This is a genomic window from Streptomyces mabaensis (assembly GCF_053763515.1).
Map to the genome: position 1 here is coordinate 62120 of NZ_JBSOPZ010000007.1, position 19249 is coordinate 81368.

A 19249-nucleotide genomic window follows, 5' to 3' on the forward strand; every position below is an offset into this window, starting at 1 on the left:
CCCTACCTGCGAGCGGAGTTGGACCATGACCGACCTCTTGCACACCCGCGCGGACAGCGCCGCGTCCTTCCCGATGACCGAGACACAACAGGCGCTGATGATCGGGCGTGGCGAAGCCGTCGAGCTGGGCAGTATCGGCTGCTACGGCTATTTCGAGTGGGAGCGGGCTGACCTCGATCCCGAGCGCTTCAGTACGGCCTGGCGCCGGGTGGTCGCCCGCCACGACATGCTCCGCGCGGTCGGCCGCCCGGACGGTACCCAGCATGTGCCGGCCGATCCGCCCCCGTACGACATACCGGTCCTGGACCTGCGCGGTCTTCCCGAGGAGGACGCGCACAAGCAACTCGCCGAGCTGCGCGCCGAGATGAGCCATGTGGTCTTCCCGGTGGGCAGCTGGCCGCTGTTCGACCTGCGGATCATCCGGCTGCCCGGCGAGGGGAACCCCGTCCGCGTCCATCTCGGTATCGACCTCCAGGTGCTGGACGCCTCCAGCGCCTTCCAGGTGCTCTTTCCCGATCTGATCGACCTGTACGAGAACCCGGACGCCGAACTCCCCGATCCCGGCATCACGTTCGCCGAGTACGCGCACTGGCGCGCCGACGCGCTGCCGCACACCGAGGCCTTCCGCGCCGCCCGCGACTACTGGCTGGAACGCGTGCCCACCCTGCCGCCCGCCCCGTCCCTGCCGACGGCCGGCCCGCGCGAGGGCGGCGAGGTCCGCTTCGACCGGCGCGAGTACCGGCTGCCGCCCGCCGACTGGCAGCGGTTCGCCGCGCGGGCGCGCGAGGCGGGCCTGACGCCCTCGGTGCTGCTCACCGCCGCGTTCGCCGAGGTGATCCGGTGCTGGGCGGAGGAGGCCGACTTCACCCTCAACTACCCGGTCTTCCAGCGCCCTTCGGTGCACGAGGGCATCGGCGGGGTGCTCGGCGACTTCACCAACGCCGTGCTGCTGGCCGCCGACAGCTCCGGCGAGACCTTCCTGGACCGGGCGCACGCGCTGCGCGACCAGCTGGGCCGTGACATGGAGCACGGCGCGTTCAACGGGGTACGGGTGCTGCGTGAGCTGACCCGGCTGCACGGGGTGGGCGCGCAGGCCGGAATGCCCGTGGTCGTCACCAGTCTGCTCGACTACCCGGCCCGCCGCCCGGTGACCGATCTCGGCCGCGAGGTCTACTCGATCTCGCAGACGCCACAGGTCTCGCTGGACGTCCAGCTCCGCGAGCTGGCCGGCGAGTTGCGGGTCATCTGGGACTTCGTCGACGGCGCGTTCGCGCCCGGTTTCATCGACGCCGCCTTCGGGGTGTACGTGAGCCTGCTGCGGCGGCTCACCGACGACCCGGACAGCCTGCGCACCAAGCGCTTCGACCTGATCCCGCCGGCCGAGCGCGAGCTGCGCCGGCAGGTCAACGACACGGCCGGCCAGATCCCGTACACCACCCTGCACGAGCTGTTCGCCGAGCAGGTCGCGCGCACCCCCGACGCCGAGGCGGTCGTGGACGCGAAGCGCCGGCTGACCTACGCCGAACTGGCCGCCTACTCCTGGCGGATCGGGCGGATCCTGCGTGCGCACGGCGCGGCCCCCGGCGAGCTGATCGCCGTCGTCATGGAGAAGGGCTGGGAGCAGTACGCGGCGGTGTACGGCATCCTCGCCTCCGGCGCCGCCTATCTGCCGCTGGACCCCTCCGTACCGCCGGAGCGGCTGCGCCGGCTGCTCGCCGAGGCCGGTGTCGACAAGATCCTCACCCAGTCAGGTCTGGACACCCGGATCAGCTGGCCGCCCAGTGCCCGCCGCTACCGGGTGGACCGGGACTTCGAGGTCGGCGACGCCACCCGGCCCGACACCGCCCAGACCCCCGCGGATCTCGCCTACACCATCTTCACCTCCGGCTCGACGGGCGAGCCCAAGGGGGTGATGGTCGACCACATCGGTGTGGTCAACCTCGTCCGCGATGTCGCCGCGCGCTTCGGCATCGACGCGGCGGACCGGCTGCTGGCCATCTCCGGGCTGCACTTCGACGCCTCGATCTACGACGTGTTCGGTGTACTGACGCAGGGCGGCACCGTGGTGATCCCGCCGCCGTTCGAGCACGCGGAGCCGGACGTCTGGGCCGATCTGGTGGCGGCCGAGCGGGTCACCCTGTGGAACTCCGTACCCGTGCTGATGGAACTGCTCGTGGGTGAGGCGGAGGTGCGGGAGCGGCGCGGCGGCGGCCGGCCCCTGGAGTCGCTGCGGCTGTCGGTGCTCTCCGGTGACTGGATTCCGCTGACCCTGCCCGACCGGCTGCGCGCGCAGAGCCCCCGCATCCAGGTGGTGGGCTCGGGCGGCCCGACGGAGACGATCTGCTGGTCGCTGTTCCAGCCGATCGGCGAGGTGGACCCGTCCTGGACGAGCATCCCGTACGGCACACCCATCACCAACCAGCACTACTACATCGTCGACGGCACGGCGTGCGAGCGGCCCCTCGGCGTCGTCGGCGAGATGGCGGTGGCCAGTGACGTGGGCCTGGCGCTCGGCTACTGGAACGACGAGGAGCGCACCCGCAGCCGGTTCGTCAACCTGCCCGAGACCGGTGAACGGGCCTACCTGACCGGCGACCTGGGCCGCTATCTGCCGGACGGCAGTATCGAGATCCTGGGCCGGGACGACTTCCAGGTGAAGGTCCAGGGCCACCGGATCGAGCTGGGCGAGATCGAGGCGGCCCTGCGCCAGGACGAGCAGGTGGCGGCGGCCGTGGTGGTGGCCCCGGCCAGCGCCCACGGCGTCCGCCGGCTGCACGCGTTCGTGGTGCCCGAGGGCGAGGGCGACGACGCGGCCGAGCCGGTCCTGGCGCGGCTGAGTGAGCAGCTGCCCGCGTATATGGTCCCGTCCGCGCTCACCGTGCTGGAGGAACTGCCGCTCACCCGCAACGGCAAGGTCGACCGGCTGCTGCTGGCCGCCACCGCCGGACAGCAGCACTCCGCCGAGGACACCGCTCCCGCGGACGGTGACCAGGAGCCGGGCAGCGCCCTGGAACTCGTGCTGTGCGCGGCTGTCGCCGACATCCTCGGCCTCGACCGCGTGGCACCCGCCGACAACTTCTTCAAGCTCGGCGGCGATTCGCTCAGCGGCACCCGGCTGGCCGGCCTCCTCCAGGAGCTGCTGGGCGTGCCCGTGCCAGTCAAGACCGTGTTCCAGAACCCGCTGGTCCGCGAGCTGGCCGAGAAGATCGCCGCGGACGAGCAGCACGGCGACGGCGCCGTCGCTGCGGCCGAGGCGCTCAGCGAGATGGAGACGGACGACGCGGGCGCGCCGCGGAGCACGGACACACGGACCACTGACGAGAGGGGACAGTCATGAGCCTCACCCTGCCCGCGCCGGTCGCGGAGCCGTCCGACGGCGGCGCCCCGCTCGACGCCGGGGGGCCCGAGCCGGACGGGCCCGATCTGGTCGCGTTCGCCGGCGTCGCCGCCGCCAGGCTCCGGGAGGCCGACGCGTCGCTGTACGCCCTGCTCACCCGGGAGTCGGCGCGCCAGAACGACACCCTGATGATGGTCGCGGCCTCCAGCGTCGCCGACCCCTCGGTACTCGCCTGCGGGGGCAGCGCGCTCGGCAATCTCACCGCCGAGGGCTACCCCGGCGGCCGCTATCACGCCGGCTGCGGGGTGGCCGACGAGATCGAGCGGCTCGCGATCGACCGGGCCCGCGCGGCCTTCGGCGCCCAGGACGCCATCGTGCAGCCGCATTCCGGGTCCTCCGCGAACCTCGCCGTCATCACCGCGCTGCTCAGCCCGGGCGACACCCTCCTCGGTCTGGACCTCGACTGCGGGGGCCACCTCACCCATGGCTCCCCCGCCTCGGTGACCGGCCGCTACTACCGGGCCAAGGGCTACCGGGTCACCCCGGAAGGCCTCCTGGACTACGACCAGATCCGTTCCATGGCCCTCGCCCACCGGCCCAAGCTGATCGTGTGCGGCGCGAGCGCCTATCCGCGGAGCATCGACTTCGCCCGCTTCCGGGAGATCGCGGACGAGGCCAACGCCTACCTGCTCGCCGACATCTCGCACATCGCCGGCCTGGTCGCGGCGGGGCTGCACCCCAGTCCGATCGACCACGCCCATGTCACCACCACCAGCACCTACAAGCAGCTGTACGGCCCGCGCGGCGGTCTGATCCTGCTGGGCCGCGACGCCCGTAAGGCCGGTCCCGAACGCGGCACGCTGGCCGCGACGCTGCGCCGGGCCGTGTTCCCCTTCACCCAGGGCACTCCCGATCTCGCGTCGGTCGCGGCCAAGGCGCGGGCGCTGGACTTCGTGGCCGGCCCCGAGTTCGCCGAGCTCGCCAAGCGGCTGGCGGACGGCGCGCAGGCCATCGCCGAACGGCTCTCCGAGCGCGGACTGCGCCTGGTCACCGGCGGCACCGACACCCACATGGTGCTGCTCGACCTGCGGGGGACCGGACTGACCGGTGACATCGCCGAACAGGCCCTGGAATCATGCGGGATCGTGGTCAACCGCAACCGGGTACCGGGCGACACCACGCCCGTCCGGGTGACGGGCGGACTGCGGCTGGGCAGCAACACGCTGGCCGCCCGCGGGATGGACCGGAACGCCGCCGCCGCATGCGCCGACCTGGTCGGTGACGTCCTCGACGCGCTGCGCGCCGGCGCCGGAGTGCTCCCGGACGCGGTACGGGACCGGGTCCGCGCCCGGGTCTCGGAGCTGTGCGCCCGCCACCCCCTGCCGGGCTATCTGTCATGACCTTCAGCGGCTTCCCGCCCTCGGCGCTGCGCCTGTACGCGGATCTCGCGGCCGACAACACCAAGGAGGCATGGCGACTGCGCCACCGCGAGGTGTACGAGCGTGACGTACGGGCGCCGATGGACGAGCTGGCCGCCGAGCTGGGTGTCGCTTTCGGTGCGGGGGCCGGCCCGGACGGGGTGCGGGTGCTCGGCCCCGTCCGGGACACCCGGATGTCCCACGACAAGTCCCCGTACAAGACCTACCAGGGCGCCTATCTGGACCTGCTGCCCTGTCTGGGCTTCTGGCTGCACCTGGACCAGCGGGGGCTGTACGTCTCGGGGCGCTACTACCCGTACGCCGGTGAACACGTCGCCCGGTACCGTGCCGCCGTCGAGGACGAGGACGGCGGCACGGAACTGGCCGCGATCGTGGGGCGCTTGGTGAGCCACGGCTTCGTGATCGGCGGCGACCGGCTCAGGTCCCGGCCGCGCGGTGTCCCGGCGGACCATCCGCGGCTGGATCTGCTGCGACACCGCAAGATCGACGCCGGACGGTGGTACGGGCCCGGACCCGAGGTCCACACGGCGCGGGCCGGCGAGCTGGTCCGGGAGACCTGGCGGCTGGTGCGGCCGCTGCTGGACTGGTTCGCCGCGCGCGAGCTGACACCGAAGCGCCGCCCAGAAGGAGTTGACACTCCGTCATGACAGTCGAAACCGTCGATCTGCGCAGCGACACGGTCACCCGGCCGACGTCCGGGATGCGCGCGGCGATGGCGTCCGCGGAGGTCGGCGACGACCTGTTCGGCGAGGACCCTACCGTGCGCGCGCTGGAGGAGCGGCTGGCCGGCCTGTTCGGCTTCTCCGGCGCCCTGTTCGTACCGTCCGGGGTGATGGCCAACCAGATCGGCCTGCGGCTGCTGGTGGCACCGGGCGAGGAGCTGGTCTGCGACGCCGAGGCGCACATCCTGGCGCACGAGGAGGCGTCGCCCGCGCGGTACGGCGGGATCCAGACGCGTACGGTGTCGGCCGGGCGCGGTCTGGTCACGCCGGAGGCGCTGGCCGAGGTACTGCGGCCGGGGAACGCGTACACCGTCGGGACGCGCGCGGTGGAGGTCGAGCAGACCCACACCCGCGCGGGCGGCACGGTCCACCCGCTGGAAACGCTGCACGCCGTGCGCAGGCTGACCGCGGAGACGGGGGTCGCCGTCCATATGGACGGTGCCCGGATCTGGAACGCGCAGGCCGCGACCGGGACGCCTCTCGCGGAGTACGGATCGCCGGTCGCCGACTCGCTCTCCGTATGCCTGTCGAAGGGGCTCGGTGCACCGGTCGGCTCGGTGCTGCTGCTGGCGGCCGAACTCCTGCCGCAGGCCCGGAAGCTGCGGCACGGGCTGGGCGGTGGAATGCGGCAGTCCGGGATCCTCGCAGCGGCCGGTCTGTACGCCCTGGACCACCACCGGGAGCGGATCAGCGAGGACCACGCCAACGCCGCTCTGCTGGCGGCCGGGCTGCGGGACGCGGGGTACTCGGTCCGGCCGCCGGAGACCAACATCGTGCTGGTCGGAACAGCCGGCGCGCAGGACGTCGTGGCGAGGGCGGCCCGGAAGGGGGTGCTGGTGACCGCGCCAGGTCCGTCGGTGGTCCGGCTGGTCACCCATCTGGATGTAGGACGCAAGGCGTGTCAACGTGCGGTGGAGGTGCTCGTGGCGGCTATGAGTGAAGCCGGCCCCGGGATGCAACACGCCGCGGGCACGGGGCACATGGAGAAAGCGGAAGAGAGCGAAGAGGCAGCATGAGTTTAGAAGTGCGACCCGCCACGGCGGAGCGCTGGGACGATCTCCAGGCCGTTCTTCAGCCGAAGAAGAGCGCCCACACCTGCTGGTGCATGGCCTGGCGGCTGTCCACCGGTGACTACGGGCGGATGACCGCCGACGAGCGGGGCAAGCACATGCGCTCCCTCGTCGAGTCCGCGGACCCGCCGCCCGGAGTGCTGGGCTATGTGGGCGGGGAGGTGGCTGGCTGGTGCAATGTGGCACCGCGGGGGCAGCTCGACCGGCTCGCCGCCTCGAAGACGATCACGCCGGTGGACGAGCTGCCTGTGTGGTCGGTGACCTGTTTCGTCGTACGCAAGGACTTCCGCGGCCAGGGTGTCGCGTCGGGCCTGCTGGAGGGCGCGGTCGAACACGCCCGGGCGCACGGCGCGCCGGCCGTCGAGGGGTACCCCGTCGACCCGGAGGGCGGCCGGGTGAACCCGACGCTCGCGTACGTCGGAACGATGGAGATGTTCGAGCGGGCCGGCTTCCGCCGGGTGAAGAAGACGGAGGCGAAGAGCGACAAACGCCACCGCTGGGTGATGCGACGGGATCTGGCCTGACGGCCTTTCGGATCACCGGCCGGCGAAGGGGCTCCCGCACATGGCGGGAGCCCCTTCACGCCGAGCCGGGGTCCGCTCCGGCCCAGCGGTTCGGCCGGGCCGGCCTTGCCGCGTTGCCGTCGGGCCGGTCAGCGGGACCAGCACGGCGCGGCCGGCTCCGCCGAGGCGCGCCGGCTCGACGAGCTCGTCGGGCAACGGCGCCGGCCCAGCTGGGGGGGGGACCACCCCCTACGGTGTGTGCGCCGCCGTGTCCCACAGGTGGGCCGGGCGGCCGCAGCGCAGGGCTTCCCAGGCCGCGCGGCGGTAGCAGCCGGCCACCAGTCCGTCCCGTACCAGTCCCGACGCGCCGTGCAGATGGACCGCGTCCCGCGTGACGTCGAGGGTCGTCTCCGCCGTCAGCGCGATCAGCCCGGCCGCCTCGCCCGGCGTGAGGCGGCCCTCGTCGAGGTCGCGGGCGGCGTCGCCCACGGCCCACCGCACCGCGTCCAGCCGGGCCAGCAGCCCGGCGACCCGCAGCCGTGGCCCCTGGTGCTTGACCAGCGCCTGACCGAACTGCTGCCGGCCGCGGATCCGGGACACCACGGCCGTCAGTGCGGCGGCGGTGATCCCGGCCAGCAGCGAGGCCTGGTGGACCGAGGCCCGCAACCCCACCCGGGCCAGCGCCTGTTCCGCGGCGATCCCGCGCAGTACCACCGCCTCGGCCGGCACCCGCGCCTCGTCGAAGACCGCACCGGCGACCGCTCCCCCGCCGTGGTCGCGCAGCGGCCGCACCACGACCCCGGTGGCGGGCAGGTCCACGACCGCGACGCACGGCCCGTCGGGCCCGCTCGCCAGGACCAGTAGCGCGCCCGCGCCGACCCCGGCGGCGAACGGCCCGCCGGTGCCGGTCAGCAGGACGTCTCCGGTCGCCGGGTCCGGTTTCCAGGTGAGCCCCGGCGGAACGGCACCCCTCGGGTCCGGCAGCCGGCCCGGCACCGCGAGCGGATGCTCACCCGCCCGTACCCGGTCGAGCAGTACGTCGACCGCCTCCGGCGCGGAGGGCCCCAGACCGGAGAGCAGATCCAGCGCGAGCAGCGTGTCGGGCAGCGGTACGGGCTGCATCGCGTTGCCCGCCTCCTCGCAGACCATCGCGAGGACCGCCTGGCCGAGGTCGAGCCCGTCCTTGTCGATGGGCAGCGCGAACTCCCACGCGCCGACCTGCGTCAGCGCCTCCCAGGCACCGGCCGGCGTGTCCCCGTCGACCTCCAGGCCCTGGCGTACGGTGAGCCGCAGCTGCCGGAAGAGGGAGTCCTCGTCCTCCCTTTCCCGCCACCGTTCGGCTGCCGTCCTGCCGCCCGCTTCCGCTGGTGTCACGGCCGTACCTCCGCCCCTGAGTCGAGACGCAGCCGGGCCAGCGTCTCCAGCATCATTTCGGCGGTGCCGCCGGATATCCGCATCCCGGGGGCTTCCCGCAGCGCCGAATCGAGTGGGTGTGCCACCCCGTCGACCTCGGGGTCGTCGAGGGTCATGCTCCGGTCGCCGTCGAGTTCGGCGGCCCACCAGGCCACCTCCGCGGCCAGTTCGGTGGTGTACCACTTGGCGGCGGCCGCCTCGTCCTCGTTGAGTTCACCCCGGTCCAGCCGGGTCAGGACGCGGCGGACCAGCGTGCCGGCCGCGAGCAGCCGGGCGTTGAGCTTGGCCAGGCCGATCTGGTCGTGGGTGCCGGCCTCCAGCCGGTCGGTGTGGCCCTCCAGCCGCTCCACGGCGGCCCGGTACCAGCGCAGGGCCTTGACGTAGTAGTCAAGGCCGGTGCGTTCGAAGGCGAGGGTCTTGACCACGATGGCCCAGCCCTGGCCGATCTCGCCGACGACGTCGTCCGCGGTCACGGCCACCCCGTCCAGGGTGACTTCGTGGAAGGCGTCGTCCCCGATGCCGGGGATGGGCCGGATGCTGACGCCCTTCTGCGCGAGCGGCACCAGGAACAGGCTGAACGCGTCGTTCTCGCCGCGGGCCAGGCACAGTCCGTAGTCGGCGAGCCGGGCGAAGAGGGAGTGGACCTTGGTGCCGTACAGCTTGTAGCCGCCGTTGCCGTCCGAAACCGCGCGGGTGGAGAGGATGTTGAGGTCGGACCCGGCCTGCGGCTCGCTGAAGAGCACGCAGCCGAACGCCGTCCCGGCCGCGAAGCCCGGCAGGTGCCGGGCCTTCATCCCGGGGCTCGCGACATTGAGCAGGGTGGAGCCGACGATCTGCACGGTGAGGGTGTGCAGCAGATCGGGCACGTCGTGCATGGCCAGTTCCTCGACCAGCACGGCGGCCGCGACCTGGCTGACGCCCCGGCCCCCGTACTCCTCGGGCCACTGGGGCGCGAGCAGGCCCGCCTCGCCCAGGGCCCGGTGGATGGGCCGGGGGTCCCGGGTGCGCCGGGCCTCGGCGACCGGCGCGGTGACGAGGACGTCGTGGACCTCCTCGCGCAGGGCGCGCATCGGCGTACGGGGCACGTCGGCGCCGGTACGGACGAGCCCGCAGTCCGCGGGTGCGCGGTAGAACTCGGTAGTGAGCACGAATACCCCTCTCAGTGCCGGGTGATGGCCGGGGATGCGGGCGCGGCGACGGCCCGGTCCAGCACTTCTTCGATTCCGGTGAGCAGTCCGCGCACGTCGTCGGGCGTGGCCGCCTGCCGGTTGTACTCGGCGGTGCCGCCGATCTCGCCGTCGCGTTCGACCAGTCCGACGCAGGCGAGCGTGGCGGCGGGGTCGGGGCTGTAGAGCTCCAGATGGCGCGCGGGCGGGCCGGGCAGCTGGCTCACCTCGATGCCCGGCAGGCCGAAGGGGACGGCCGGATAGTTGTGCAGGGCGAACAGGACGTTGTACGGGGCCGGGTGGCCGGCGCCGAACAGCGCGTCCACCGGCAGCCGTTGGTGGCTGAGCGCGTCGGCCACCGCCGTACGGGTGCGGTGCAGCAGCTCGCGGAAGGGCGGTTCGCCCGCGAGGTCGAGCCGGATCGGTACGACGGTCGTGAACTGCCCTACGGCTCCTTCCAGTTGTCCGGCAAACCGGCCGGCGGCCGGCGTGCCGATCACCACCTCGGTACGCCCCTCCCGGCGCGCCAGCACCACGGCCAGCGCGGCGAGCAGGGTCATGAACGGGGTCGCCCCCTCGGCCGCGCCGAGCGCGAGCCCGGCGTCGACGGGCTCACGGGCCAGCCGGACCGGCAGGTGCCCCCGCTCGAACCCGCCGGGAGCCCGCGGTGCCGGCGGGTCACCGGCGAACACCGCCCGGCGCCGGGCCAGTTCGGCGGTGCCCTCCGGGCCGGCCAGCCAGCGGCGCTGCCAGTCGGCGTAGTCGGGGAACTGCAGCTCGGGCGGGATGAGGCCGGCCCCGCCGTCCCGGTAGCCGGCCGCGAGGTCGGTGAGGAACACGCCCGAGGACCAGCCGTCGAAGACCGCCAGGTGCGAGGCGAGGATCAGGACGTGTTCGTCCGGGGCGAGCCGCAGCAGCCGGAACCAGCTGGTGCGGCCCGACTCCAGGGAGAGGACGGTGCCGGCGCTCTCGGTGATCTGCCGCGCGACGCGGTCGGCTCTGGCCTGCGGCTCGTACCCGGAGAGGTCGGTCTGTGTCAGCCGTAGGCAGGGCTCGTCGTCCACGACCAGCCGGAGCCCGTCCCCTTCCTCTCCGGTGCCCGCCACCAGCCGGGTACGGAGCGCCTCGTGCCGGCGCAGTACGCCGGTGAGCGCGTCCCGGAGGCGCGCCGGGTCGAAGTGGCCCGTCAGCCGTATCGCGTGGGAGCCGGTGCCCATGCCGGGGTGGGCGTACTCCTGGCGCCACAGCCGGGTCTGCAGGGCGGTGGCCGGGACCGGCCCGGCGCCGGAGCGCGGGGCCGGCCGGCCGGGTACGGGCTGCCGGGCGGCGAGCAGGAGCCGGGCGAGTTCGCGTTTCGCCTCGGGCAGCGCGGCGAGCGCGCCCTCGATCGGGGCAGTGCCCTGAGGTGCCGCCGACGCAGCCGGCACCGCCTCACCCGGCGCCGGCGCGGCCAGTGCGGCCGGCGCGGCCAGTTCTGCCGGTGCCGTCGGCGCGGCCGGTGCCGCCAGTGCGGCCGGCGCCGGCGCGGCCGGTGTTGCCGCCGCCGGCGCCCTCTCTTCCTCCGGTGTCGGCGGCGCCGCCCGCCCCGCCGGGGCGGATTTCGCCAGGGCGGTCATCACTGGCCGTCCGGCGTCTGCAGCGAGCCGAGGAGTTCCGCGGCCTCCTCGTCGCTCATGTTCTCGATCTGCTCGAAGACCGCCAGCAGCCGGTCCTGCTCGCCGGCCGCCTCCGCCTTCGCGTTGCGGACCAGTTCGGCGAGGCCGGATACGGTCGGCCGGCTGAAGAAGTCGGCGAGGGCGATGTCGATGCCGAACAGGGCGCGGACCCGGGACACCACGATGGTGGCCTGGAGCGAGCTGCCGCCGAGGGCGAAGAAGTCGCCCTCCACGTCCGGTGTGGACCACTCCAGCAGCGGGGTGAGGATGTCCCGGCAGATCTGCTCCTCGATCGCGTCACGCGGCGCGGTGCCGCCCTCGCCGGCCTGGTCGACGGGCAGCGGCAGTGCGGCGACATCGACCTTGCCGTGCGGGGTGAGTGGCAGTTCGGGCAGGACGACGACGACCGGCACCATGTAGCCGGGGAGCCGGGCGGCGGCGTAGGACCGCAGGCCCTCGGCGTCGGCGACCTCAGAGGCGTACGCGCCGACCTGCTCGACCGTGACGTAGGCGGCGAGCATCCTCTCGCCGCCCGCCGCGGGCTGGGCGACGGCGACGGCCTGCTGCACGGACGGGTGCCCGACGAGGACCGCCTCGACCTCGCCCGGCTCGATGCGGTGGCCGCGCAGCTTCAGCTGGCGGTCGGTGCGGCCGAGGAAGTCCAGGTTGCCGCCGGGCAGCCAGCGGACCAGGTCGCCGGTGCGGTAGAGGCGCTCGGTCTCCGGGCCGTCGGCGTAGGGGTTGTCCACGAAACGCTCGGCGGTGAGATCGGGCCGGCCCAGGTAGCCGCGCGCCACACCGGGCCCGGCGACGCAGAGTTCGCCGGGCACGCCGGGCGGTACCGGGCGCAGCCGCTCATCGAGGACGAACGCCTGGTGGCCCGGCATGGGCCGGCCGATCGGCGGGTTGCGGTCGTAGCTGCCGGTGCAGTCCATCAGGGTGACGGCGACGGTGGCCTCGGTCGGGCCGTACCCGTTGACGAACCGCCGCTCGCCCGCCGTCCATTCGGCGACGAGCTTGCCGGGGAAGGCCTCGCCGCCGACGGACACCAGCCGCAGCGCGGGCAGTTGGGCCTGGCCCAGCAGCGGCAGCAGCGCGGGCGGGAGTTCGGCGACCGTGACCGCGTCCTCGCGCATCCGGGTCTGGAGCAGGGCCGGGTCGCGGCGCTCGTCGTCGGTGGCGACGACGAGTTCGCCGCCGGCCAGCAGGGTGGTGAAGACCTCGAAGACGGAGACGTCGAAGGTCAGCGGGGCGAACTGGAGTACCCGGTCGGCGGCGCCGATCTCGTACGCCTTGGCGATGGTGCGGGAGAAGTGGGTGACCGAGCGGTGCTCGATCATCACCCCCTTGGGGGTGCCGCTGCTGCCGGAGGTGTAGAGGACGTACGCCAGGTCGCCGGGGGTCGACGTCGGAGGGAGGGACGGCACTTCGCGGACCGGCGCGGTCGAGCCGGCCTGCACCAGTTCAAGCGGTACGGGCAGCTCCGCCCCGTCGTCGACCAGCGCGTGCCGGACCTTGGCGTCGGCGAGTACGGTCTTCGTCCGCTCGGCGGGCGCGGCCGGGTCGACCGGGACGTAGTGGGCGCCCGCCTTGAGGATGCCGAGCAGGCCCGCGACGGCCGCCGGGCCGCGGCCGAGGCAGACGGCCACCGGGTCGCCGTGCCGTACCCCGCGGTCGCGCAGCCGGTGGGCGATGGCCTCGGACCAGCGGTCGAGGGCGGCGTAGTCGAGCCGGGTGCTGCCGTGCCGGACGGCGACGGCGTCCGGGTGGATGGTGGCGCGCTCGCGGAACGCGCGGTCCAGGGTGGTGGTCCAGGCGGCCTCGTCGACCGGGCCGCCGCGGGACAGTTCGCGGGCGTGCCGGGACGCGGCGGGCTCCTCGACGAGGCTCAGCTCACCGACCGGGAGATCCGGGTTCTCGGCGACCTGCTCCAGGACCCGCTGGAAGGCGGCGAGGAGGGCGGCGGCCGTGCCGTGCCGGTAGAGGGAGGTGTTGTACTCCAGGGAGAGTTCCAGGCCATCGTTCTCGCCGACCAGGAAGCTCATGTCGAACTTGGCGGCCCCGTCGTGGAGCTGGTCCATGGCGAACTCGACCCCGGCGGCCTCCGCGCGATGGGTGCCCCAGCGGCCCAGCGAGGTGAACTCGATCTGGAAGAGGGGGTGCCGCAACGGGTCGCGGACCGGGCGGACCGCCTCCACGACCTGCTCGAAGGGCAGTTCGCTGTGGGTGAAGGCGTCCATGACCGTGCCGGCGGTGCGGGCGACCAGCTCACGGAAGGTGAGGCCGTCCGTGACCTCGGTACGCAGGGTGATCATCTGCACGAAGCAGCCGATGACCCGTTCCAGGTCGGGGTGCGGGCGGGAGGCGCTGGCGGTGCCGACGACGACGTCCTCGGTGCGTGTCCAGTGCCGCAGCAGGGCGTTGAACGCGGCCAGCAGCGTGGTGAAGACGGTGGTGCTGTTGCTCTCGGCGACCTCGTTCAGCCGGTCCAGCAGGTCCTGGTCCAGGTTCAGTGTGAGGCCGCGGCCGTCACCGCGCGTCTCGGGGCTGCGCGGGTGGTCGGGCATGACCTCGGTGGCCTGGGCACCGGCCAGGATCTGCCGCCATTTGTCGGCGAGGGCCCGGCCGTGCTCCTCGTTCTCCAGCTTGGCGCGCTGCCAGGCGGCGAAGTCGGCGTACTCGACGGCGAGTTCGGGGCACTCCGGGCGCCGGCCCGCGGCCGCCGCGGCGTAGCAGGAGGTCAGCTCCTCGGTGAAGATCCGGGTGGAGCCCGGGTCCCAGACGACGTGGTGGACCACCCAGAGCAGGACGTGCCGGTCTGCGGCCAGCCGCACCAGATGGGCGCGTACGGGCGGGGCGGCGGCCAGGTCGAACGGCGCGGAGGCGCAGGAGGCGGTGATCTCGTTCAGCTCGCGGTCGGCATCGTCGCTGCCGGACAGGTCGGTGCTCTGGATGCCGAGGACGAAGGAGGGGACGGGCTCCTGCCAGGGCACGCCGTCGACCTCGACGAGCTTGCTGTGCAGCACCTGGTGGCGGGAGACCACGGCGTTCAGCGCCTCGTGCAGCGCGGCCCGGTCGAGCGGTCCGCCCAGTCGTATCGCCAGGGCTATGTTGTTGCGGGCCTTGCCCGCGCCCAGCCGGTCCACGAACCACATCTGCTCCTGCTGGAACGAGGAGCGGGAACGCGGGCCGTGGTCGGTGCGCTTGAGCTCGATACGGCGGCCGACGCCGGCGGTCATCTGGTTGCGCATCCGGCCCAGCAGCCGGGAGCGCTGCCCCTGGGGCAGCCGGCCGAGCCGTTCGGCGAGGTCAGACATGGGTTCCTCCGTTGCGGTGCAGGTCGGCCAGCAGCGCGGCGAGCCGGTCGGGCAGATGCTTGGCGAAGTAGTGCCGGCCGCCGGGGATCACGGCGAGCCGCAGATCGGCGGCGTACCGGCCCCAGGCGCGGTGCCCCTGTTCGTAGCCCTCGGTCGCGTCGTCGGCGTCGCCGATGACGCAGGTGAGCGGGGTGGCCAGCGGCTGGTCGTAGCCGTCGGGGGTGCGGGCGAAGAAGCGGGCTGCCTCGGTCATGTCGTGCCGGACCATCCGGAGGACGGCGGTGAGGTCACTGTCGTCGAGGACCCCGTCGAAGCCGTCCATGGTGGTGAGGTAGGCGACGAGGTCGTCGTCGCTGGAGACGCGTTCCATCTCCAGGGCGTATTCGGGGTCCTCCTCGGGGAGGGCCGCGGCGAGGTGGAGCGCGACGGGCCGCTGACCGCTGCGCTCCAGGACGTGGGTGGTCTCCAGCGCGGTGACGACTCCGGCGCAGTGCCCGTACACGGCGTACGGTCCGCGTACGGTACGGGCGATCTCGGCGGCGGCGAGCTCCGCGAACTCGGTGACCGGCAGCATGGGACCGGGCCGCAGCGGATCGTGCCCGGGCGGTGAGACCGCCAGCAGCTCGATGTGCGGCGGGAGTTGGGCGGCCAGCGGCTGGTAGGCGATGGCGTCGCCGCCGCCGTGCGGGAAGCACACGAGCGTGAGGGCGGTGGTGCCGGCGGGCCGCTCGGGGGTCAGCCGGTGCAGCAGCCGGTGCGGGGCCGCCTGGTCGGCGGCGAGTTCGGCGGTACGGGCGGCGAGCCCGGCGGGGGTGGGGTTGCTGAACAGGTCCACGACCCTGAGCTCGGCCGTACCGAGCGCGGCGGCGACTGCCCGGACGGCACGGACGGCGGCGAAGGAGTCCCCGCCGAGGGCGAAGAAGTCGTCGTCGGGCCCGACGCCCGGCACGCCGAGCACCTCGCCCCAGACGCCGGCGATGCGCTCCACGATCAAGCCGCGCGCCCCGCCGCCCCCGGCCGCCCGGGCCCCGCCGGAAGCGCCCGACCCGCTGTACCCGGCGGCCCCGAGAGGCCCGGCAAGGCCGGTCGACTCGGCAGGGCCGGTAAACGCGGCGGTCCCGGTCGCTCCCGCGAACCCGTCGGATCCCACCGTCCCTCCGGACCCGGCGGGCCCGGAGGGCTCCGCGGACGGGGAAAGCCCCGCGGCTTCAGCGCGGCCGACGGCCCCCAGATCTGCGGTCCCGGCGGACCCCGCAGGCGCAGCGAGCCTGGCGCGGCTTGCGGCCGCAGGCACAGCGGGGCCCGTGCCGGCCGCCGGCCCCGCGGACGCGGCGGACTCCGTGGCCCCGGCGGGGGCGGCGGAGCCGGCGGAGCCGTGCGCGCCGGCCGGGGTGGGGGTCAGGGGCGCGGCGGGCCCGGCAGGCACCGGGTAACCGACGGACCCCGCAGGCCTCGCGGACGCGGCGGGCGTCCCCCGTCCGGTGGACCGCGGCGCGGGCAGGGCGTTGCGGTCTACCTTGCCGTTCGGGCTGAGCGGCAGCCGTTCCAGCGGCATCAGTTCGGCGGGCACGCAGTGCGGCGGCAGTACGGCGCCGAGTGCGGTCCGCAGGGCCGCCAGGTCCAGGACCGCCGCCTCCTCCGGCACGACGTACCCGATGAGCCGTGCCGAGCCGGCCGACTGGCGGGCGACCACCACCGCCTCGCGGACCCCCGGCCGGTCGCGCAGCGCGCTCTCCACCTCGCCCGGTTCGATCCGCAGCCCGTTCAGCTTGATCCGGAAGTCGGTGCGGCCGAGCAGCTCGATGGTGCCGTCGGCGCCATAGCGGGCCAAGTCACCGGTGCGGTACAGCCGTTCCGTGCGGCCGGGCTCCAGTTCGACATGGACGAACTTCTCCTCGGTCAGCTCGGGCCGGCCCAGATAACCGCGGGCGAGACCCACACCGCCGAGGTGCAGTTCGCCGGGGACGCCGACCGGGACCAGCCGGTCGTCCGGGTCGAGGATGTAGGTGAGCTGGTTGGCCATCGGCCGCCCGTACGGCAGCTTGGTCCAGCCGGGGTTCACCCGGCCCACCGGGTACTCCACCGAGTGGATGGACGCCTCGGTCGCCCCGCCGAGCGCCACGAACGCCAGCTCCGGGGCGAAGGCGCGGATCCGGTCCGGCTGGGCGACGGGGATCCAGTCGCCGCCGAGGAACGCGGTGCGCAGGCGCGGCAGTGGGGGCCCGCCCGCGTATTCGAGCTGGTCGACGAGCAGGTCGAGCAGGGCGGGCGCGGAGTTCCACACGGTCACGCCGTGCCGCTCGATCAGATCGGCCCAGTGCGCCGGATCCTTCGCGGCGGCCGGGTCCGGCAGCACCAGTGTGCCGCCCGCCGCGAGCATGCCCAGCGTCTCGTACACGCTCATGTCGAAGCTCGGCGAGGACAGCGCGAGCACCGCGTCGCCGGGGCGGATGCCGTACGAACGGTTGAGGTCCAGCAGGTTGTTGACCACGCCCCGGTGCTCCAGGGCGATGCCCTTGGGCGTGCCGGTGGAGCCGGAGGTGAAGATGACGTACGCCAGATCGCGGGAGGTGACCGGGACGGCGGGCCGCGTCGCGGGCAGCTCCGCGAGGGCCGGCCGGTCGGTGTCCAGCAGCACGCGCGTGGTGGCCGAATCGACGGGCAGCCGGCCGATCAGCTCCGAGTCGGACACGACGATCGGCGGCGCGGCGTCCCGCAGCAGCAGGGCGAGGCGCTCGGCCGGGTAGTCCGGGTCGAGCGGGACGTACGCACCGCCCGCCTTGAGTACCGCCAGGATCGCGGTGACCAGGCCCGGCCCCCGGCGCAGGCACAGCGCGACGGTCCGGTCGGGTCCGGCGCCCGCCTCGACGAGGCGGTGGGCGAGCCGGTTGGCGCGCTCCTCCAGCTCCCGGTAGGTGACGGCCCAGCCGCCCAGTCCACCGCAGACGACGGCCGGTGCGTCGGGGCGCCGGTCGGCATGCTGCTCGAAGAGGTGGTGGAGGCAGGCGTCCTGGGGGAAGGGCGCGCGGGTGGCGTTCCAGTCGTCCAGCGCGGCACGGCGCTCGGCGTCGGTGAGCAGCGGCAGGGCGGACAGCGGGGCGTCCGGCCGGGTCACGGCGCCTTCGAGGGTGGTGAGGAAGTGGCCGAGCAGCCGGTCGACGGTCGACGCCTCGAAGAGGTCGGTCGGGTACTCCACCAGGGCGCGGACGGCGGTGCCGGTGTCGTGCACGCTGATCATCAGGTCGTACTTGGTGGCCCGGGAGGAGAAGTCGATGGGCTCCGTGCCGAGCCCGGCGAGCGCCGGCGCGGTGTCGGGGGTCTCGTCCAGCAGGAACATCACCGAGGTCAGCGGTGGACGGCTGGGGTCCCTGGGCAGCCCGAGCGTGTCGACGATCAGGTCGAAGGGCAGTTCCTGGTGGGCGTACGCCTGGAGCGTGGTGCGGCGAGTGGCGCGGACCAGTTCGGCGAAGCCGGGGTCGCCGCCGGTCCTGATGCGCAGCGGCAGGGTGTTGACGAAGAAGCCGATGAGCTCGCTGAACGCGGGGTGGTCGCGTCCGGAGACGGACGTGCCGACGACGATGTCCTCCTGGCCGGTCCAGCGGCGCAGGGTGGCGGCGAAGCCGGCCAGCATCGTCATATAGAGGGTGGCGCCCTCCGACTTGCCGAACTTCCGCAGTTTCGCGATGAGTTCCGGCGGCAGGTCGATGTACCGGGACGCTCCGGCGTGGCCGAAGACGGGCGGCCGGGGACGGTCGGTGGGCAGGTCGACCGGACCGGTGATGCCGCCCAGTTCCTCGCGCCAGAAGGAAGTGAGCTGGTCCAGCCTCTCGCCGCTGATGCGCGTTCGCTGCCAGGCGGCGAAGTCCTCGTACTGGAGCGCCAGTTGAGGAAGCCCTTCGGCGGAGGCGCCGACACGGGCGGCGTAGGCACGCTCCAGTTCGGTGTAGAGCAGCCGCATCGACCAGCCGTCGGTCACGATGTGATGGAGGTTGAGGACCAGGACATGGTCCTGCGTTCCGAGCCGTCCGAGGGAGGCGCGCAGCGGTACCGCGCCCGCGAGGTCGAAGGGGGCGGCGGCGTCCGCGTCGTAGAACGGCCTGATGGCCGCCTCGTCGGGCAGCTCGGTGACGGGCAGCGGCAGCCGGTAGCCGTCCAGCACCCGCGGCACGGCTTCGGCGGCGCCCTCCTGGTCGGTGTACACGGTGCGCAGCACCTCGTGCCGGTCCACGATCTCCTGGAGCGCGGCGTGCAGAGCGGGGAGGTCCAGCGGGCCGCGGATGCGCGTGGCGACCGGCACGTTGTAGGCGGGACTGCCGGGCTGGAGCTGGTCGATGAACCACAGCCGCCGCTGGGCGAAGGAGAGCACCGCCGGCTCGCCCGGATCCCGGGGGGCCGGCTCAGGGTCCTCCCGTACGGCGGCGCGTCCGCCGTTGCGGCCCGCGAGGGCCTGGAACAGTGCCCGGCGGGACTTCGGCAGTGCGGCTATGCGTTCGGCGAGGGACTCGCTCACCTTGAGCCTCCGTGCGTCTTCGGGAGAGGGATACGGCGAGGGGTAGGAAGGGGGAGGGGGTACGGGTCGGAGTGGGTGCCGGCCGACCGGCACCCACTCCCCACGCACCAGGACCGG

The 19249-nt window shown here is 73.7% G+C and carries 10 protein-coding genes; 5 read left to right on the forward strand and 5 right to left on the reverse strand.

Annotated elements, in window-relative coordinates; translation table 11 throughout:
• Positions 1-25 precede the first annotated feature (25 nt).
• Genes ACWV17_RS08190 through ACWV17_RS08210 form a run of 5 tightly spaced genes read left to right on the forward strand, consistent with a single transcriptional unit; the run spans position 26 to position 7092 of the window.
• The gene (locus ACWV17_RS08190; RefSeq protein ID WP_455359116.1) at positions 26-3337 is read left to right on the forward strand and encodes a non-ribosomal peptide synthetase; all 3312 of its coding nucleotides are present in this window, start codon (positions 26-28) and stop codon (positions 3335-3337) included.
• Entirely contained in the window at positions 3334-4737 is a 1404-nt protein-coding gene (locus ACWV17_RS08195) for a serine hydroxymethyltransferase (RefSeq protein ID WP_455359117.1), read from the forward strand. Before ACWV17_RS08190 ends, ACWV17_RS08195 begins: the two co-directional genes overlap by 4 nt.
• Complete coding sequence (locus ACWV17_RS08200; protein WP_455359118.1) at positions 4734-5423, forward strand: DUF2461 domain-containing protein; 690 nt, start codon at positions 4734-4736, stop codon at positions 5421-5423. Before ACWV17_RS08195 ends, ACWV17_RS08200 begins: the two co-directional genes overlap by 4 nt.
• On the forward strand, positions 5420-6514 hold the full coding sequence (locus ACWV17_RS08205; protein ID WP_455359119.1) for a threonine aldolase family protein: 1095 nt from the start codon (positions 5420-5422) through the stop codon (positions 6512-6514). Before ACWV17_RS08200 ends, ACWV17_RS08205 begins: the two co-directional genes overlap by 4 nt.
• Positions 6511-7092 (forward strand): GNAT family N-acetyltransferase, encoded by a 582-nt coding sequence (locus ACWV17_RS08210; protein ID WP_455353894.1) that lies wholly within the window; start codon positions 6511-6513, stop codon positions 7090-7092. The genes ACWV17_RS08205 and ACWV17_RS08210 overlap by 4 nt, the downstream gene beginning before the upstream one ends.
• Positions 7093-7320: 228 nt before the next feature.
• Here ACWV17_RS08210 and ACWV17_RS08215 read toward each other — a convergent pair whose 3' ends face one another.
• From ACWV17_RS08215 to ACWV17_RS08235, 5 genes are read right to left on the reverse strand one after another with little or no spacing between them, the layout of a single operon-like run.
• On the reverse strand, positions 7321-8445 hold the full coding sequence (locus tag ACWV17_RS08215) for an acyl-CoA dehydrogenase family protein (protein WP_455359120.1): 1125 nt from the start codon (positions 8443-8445) through the stop codon (positions 7321-7323).
• Positions 8442-9632 (reverse strand): acyl-CoA dehydrogenase family protein, encoded by a 1191-nt coding sequence (locus ACWV17_RS08220; RefSeq protein WP_455353896.1) that lies wholly within the window; start codon positions 9630-9632, stop codon positions 8442-8444. Before ACWV17_RS08220 ends, ACWV17_RS08215 begins: the two co-directional genes overlap by 4 nt.
• A gap of 11 nt (positions 9633-9643) precedes the next feature.
• On the reverse strand, positions 9644-11266 hold the full coding sequence (locus tag ACWV17_RS08225; RefSeq protein ID WP_455359121.1) for a condensation domain-containing protein: 1623 nt from the start codon (positions 11264-11266) through the stop codon (positions 9644-9646).
• Positions 11266-14622 carry a non-ribosomal peptide synthetase gene (locus ACWV17_RS08230; RefSeq protein WP_455359122.1) on the reverse strand — a complete coding sequence of 1119 codons (3357 nt, stop codon included), beginning with the start codon at positions 14620-14622 and terminating at the stop codon, positions 11266-11268. The genes ACWV17_RS08225 and ACWV17_RS08230 overlap by 1 nt, the downstream gene beginning before the upstream one ends.
• A complete protein-coding gene (locus ACWV17_RS08235) occupies positions 14615-19132 on the reverse strand; it encodes an amino acid adenylation domain-containing protein (protein ID WP_455359123.1) in 4518 nt (1505 codons plus the stop codon). The genes ACWV17_RS08230 and ACWV17_RS08235 overlap by 8 nt, the downstream gene beginning before the upstream one ends.
• Between the last annotated feature and the right edge of the window lie 117 nt (positions 19133-19249).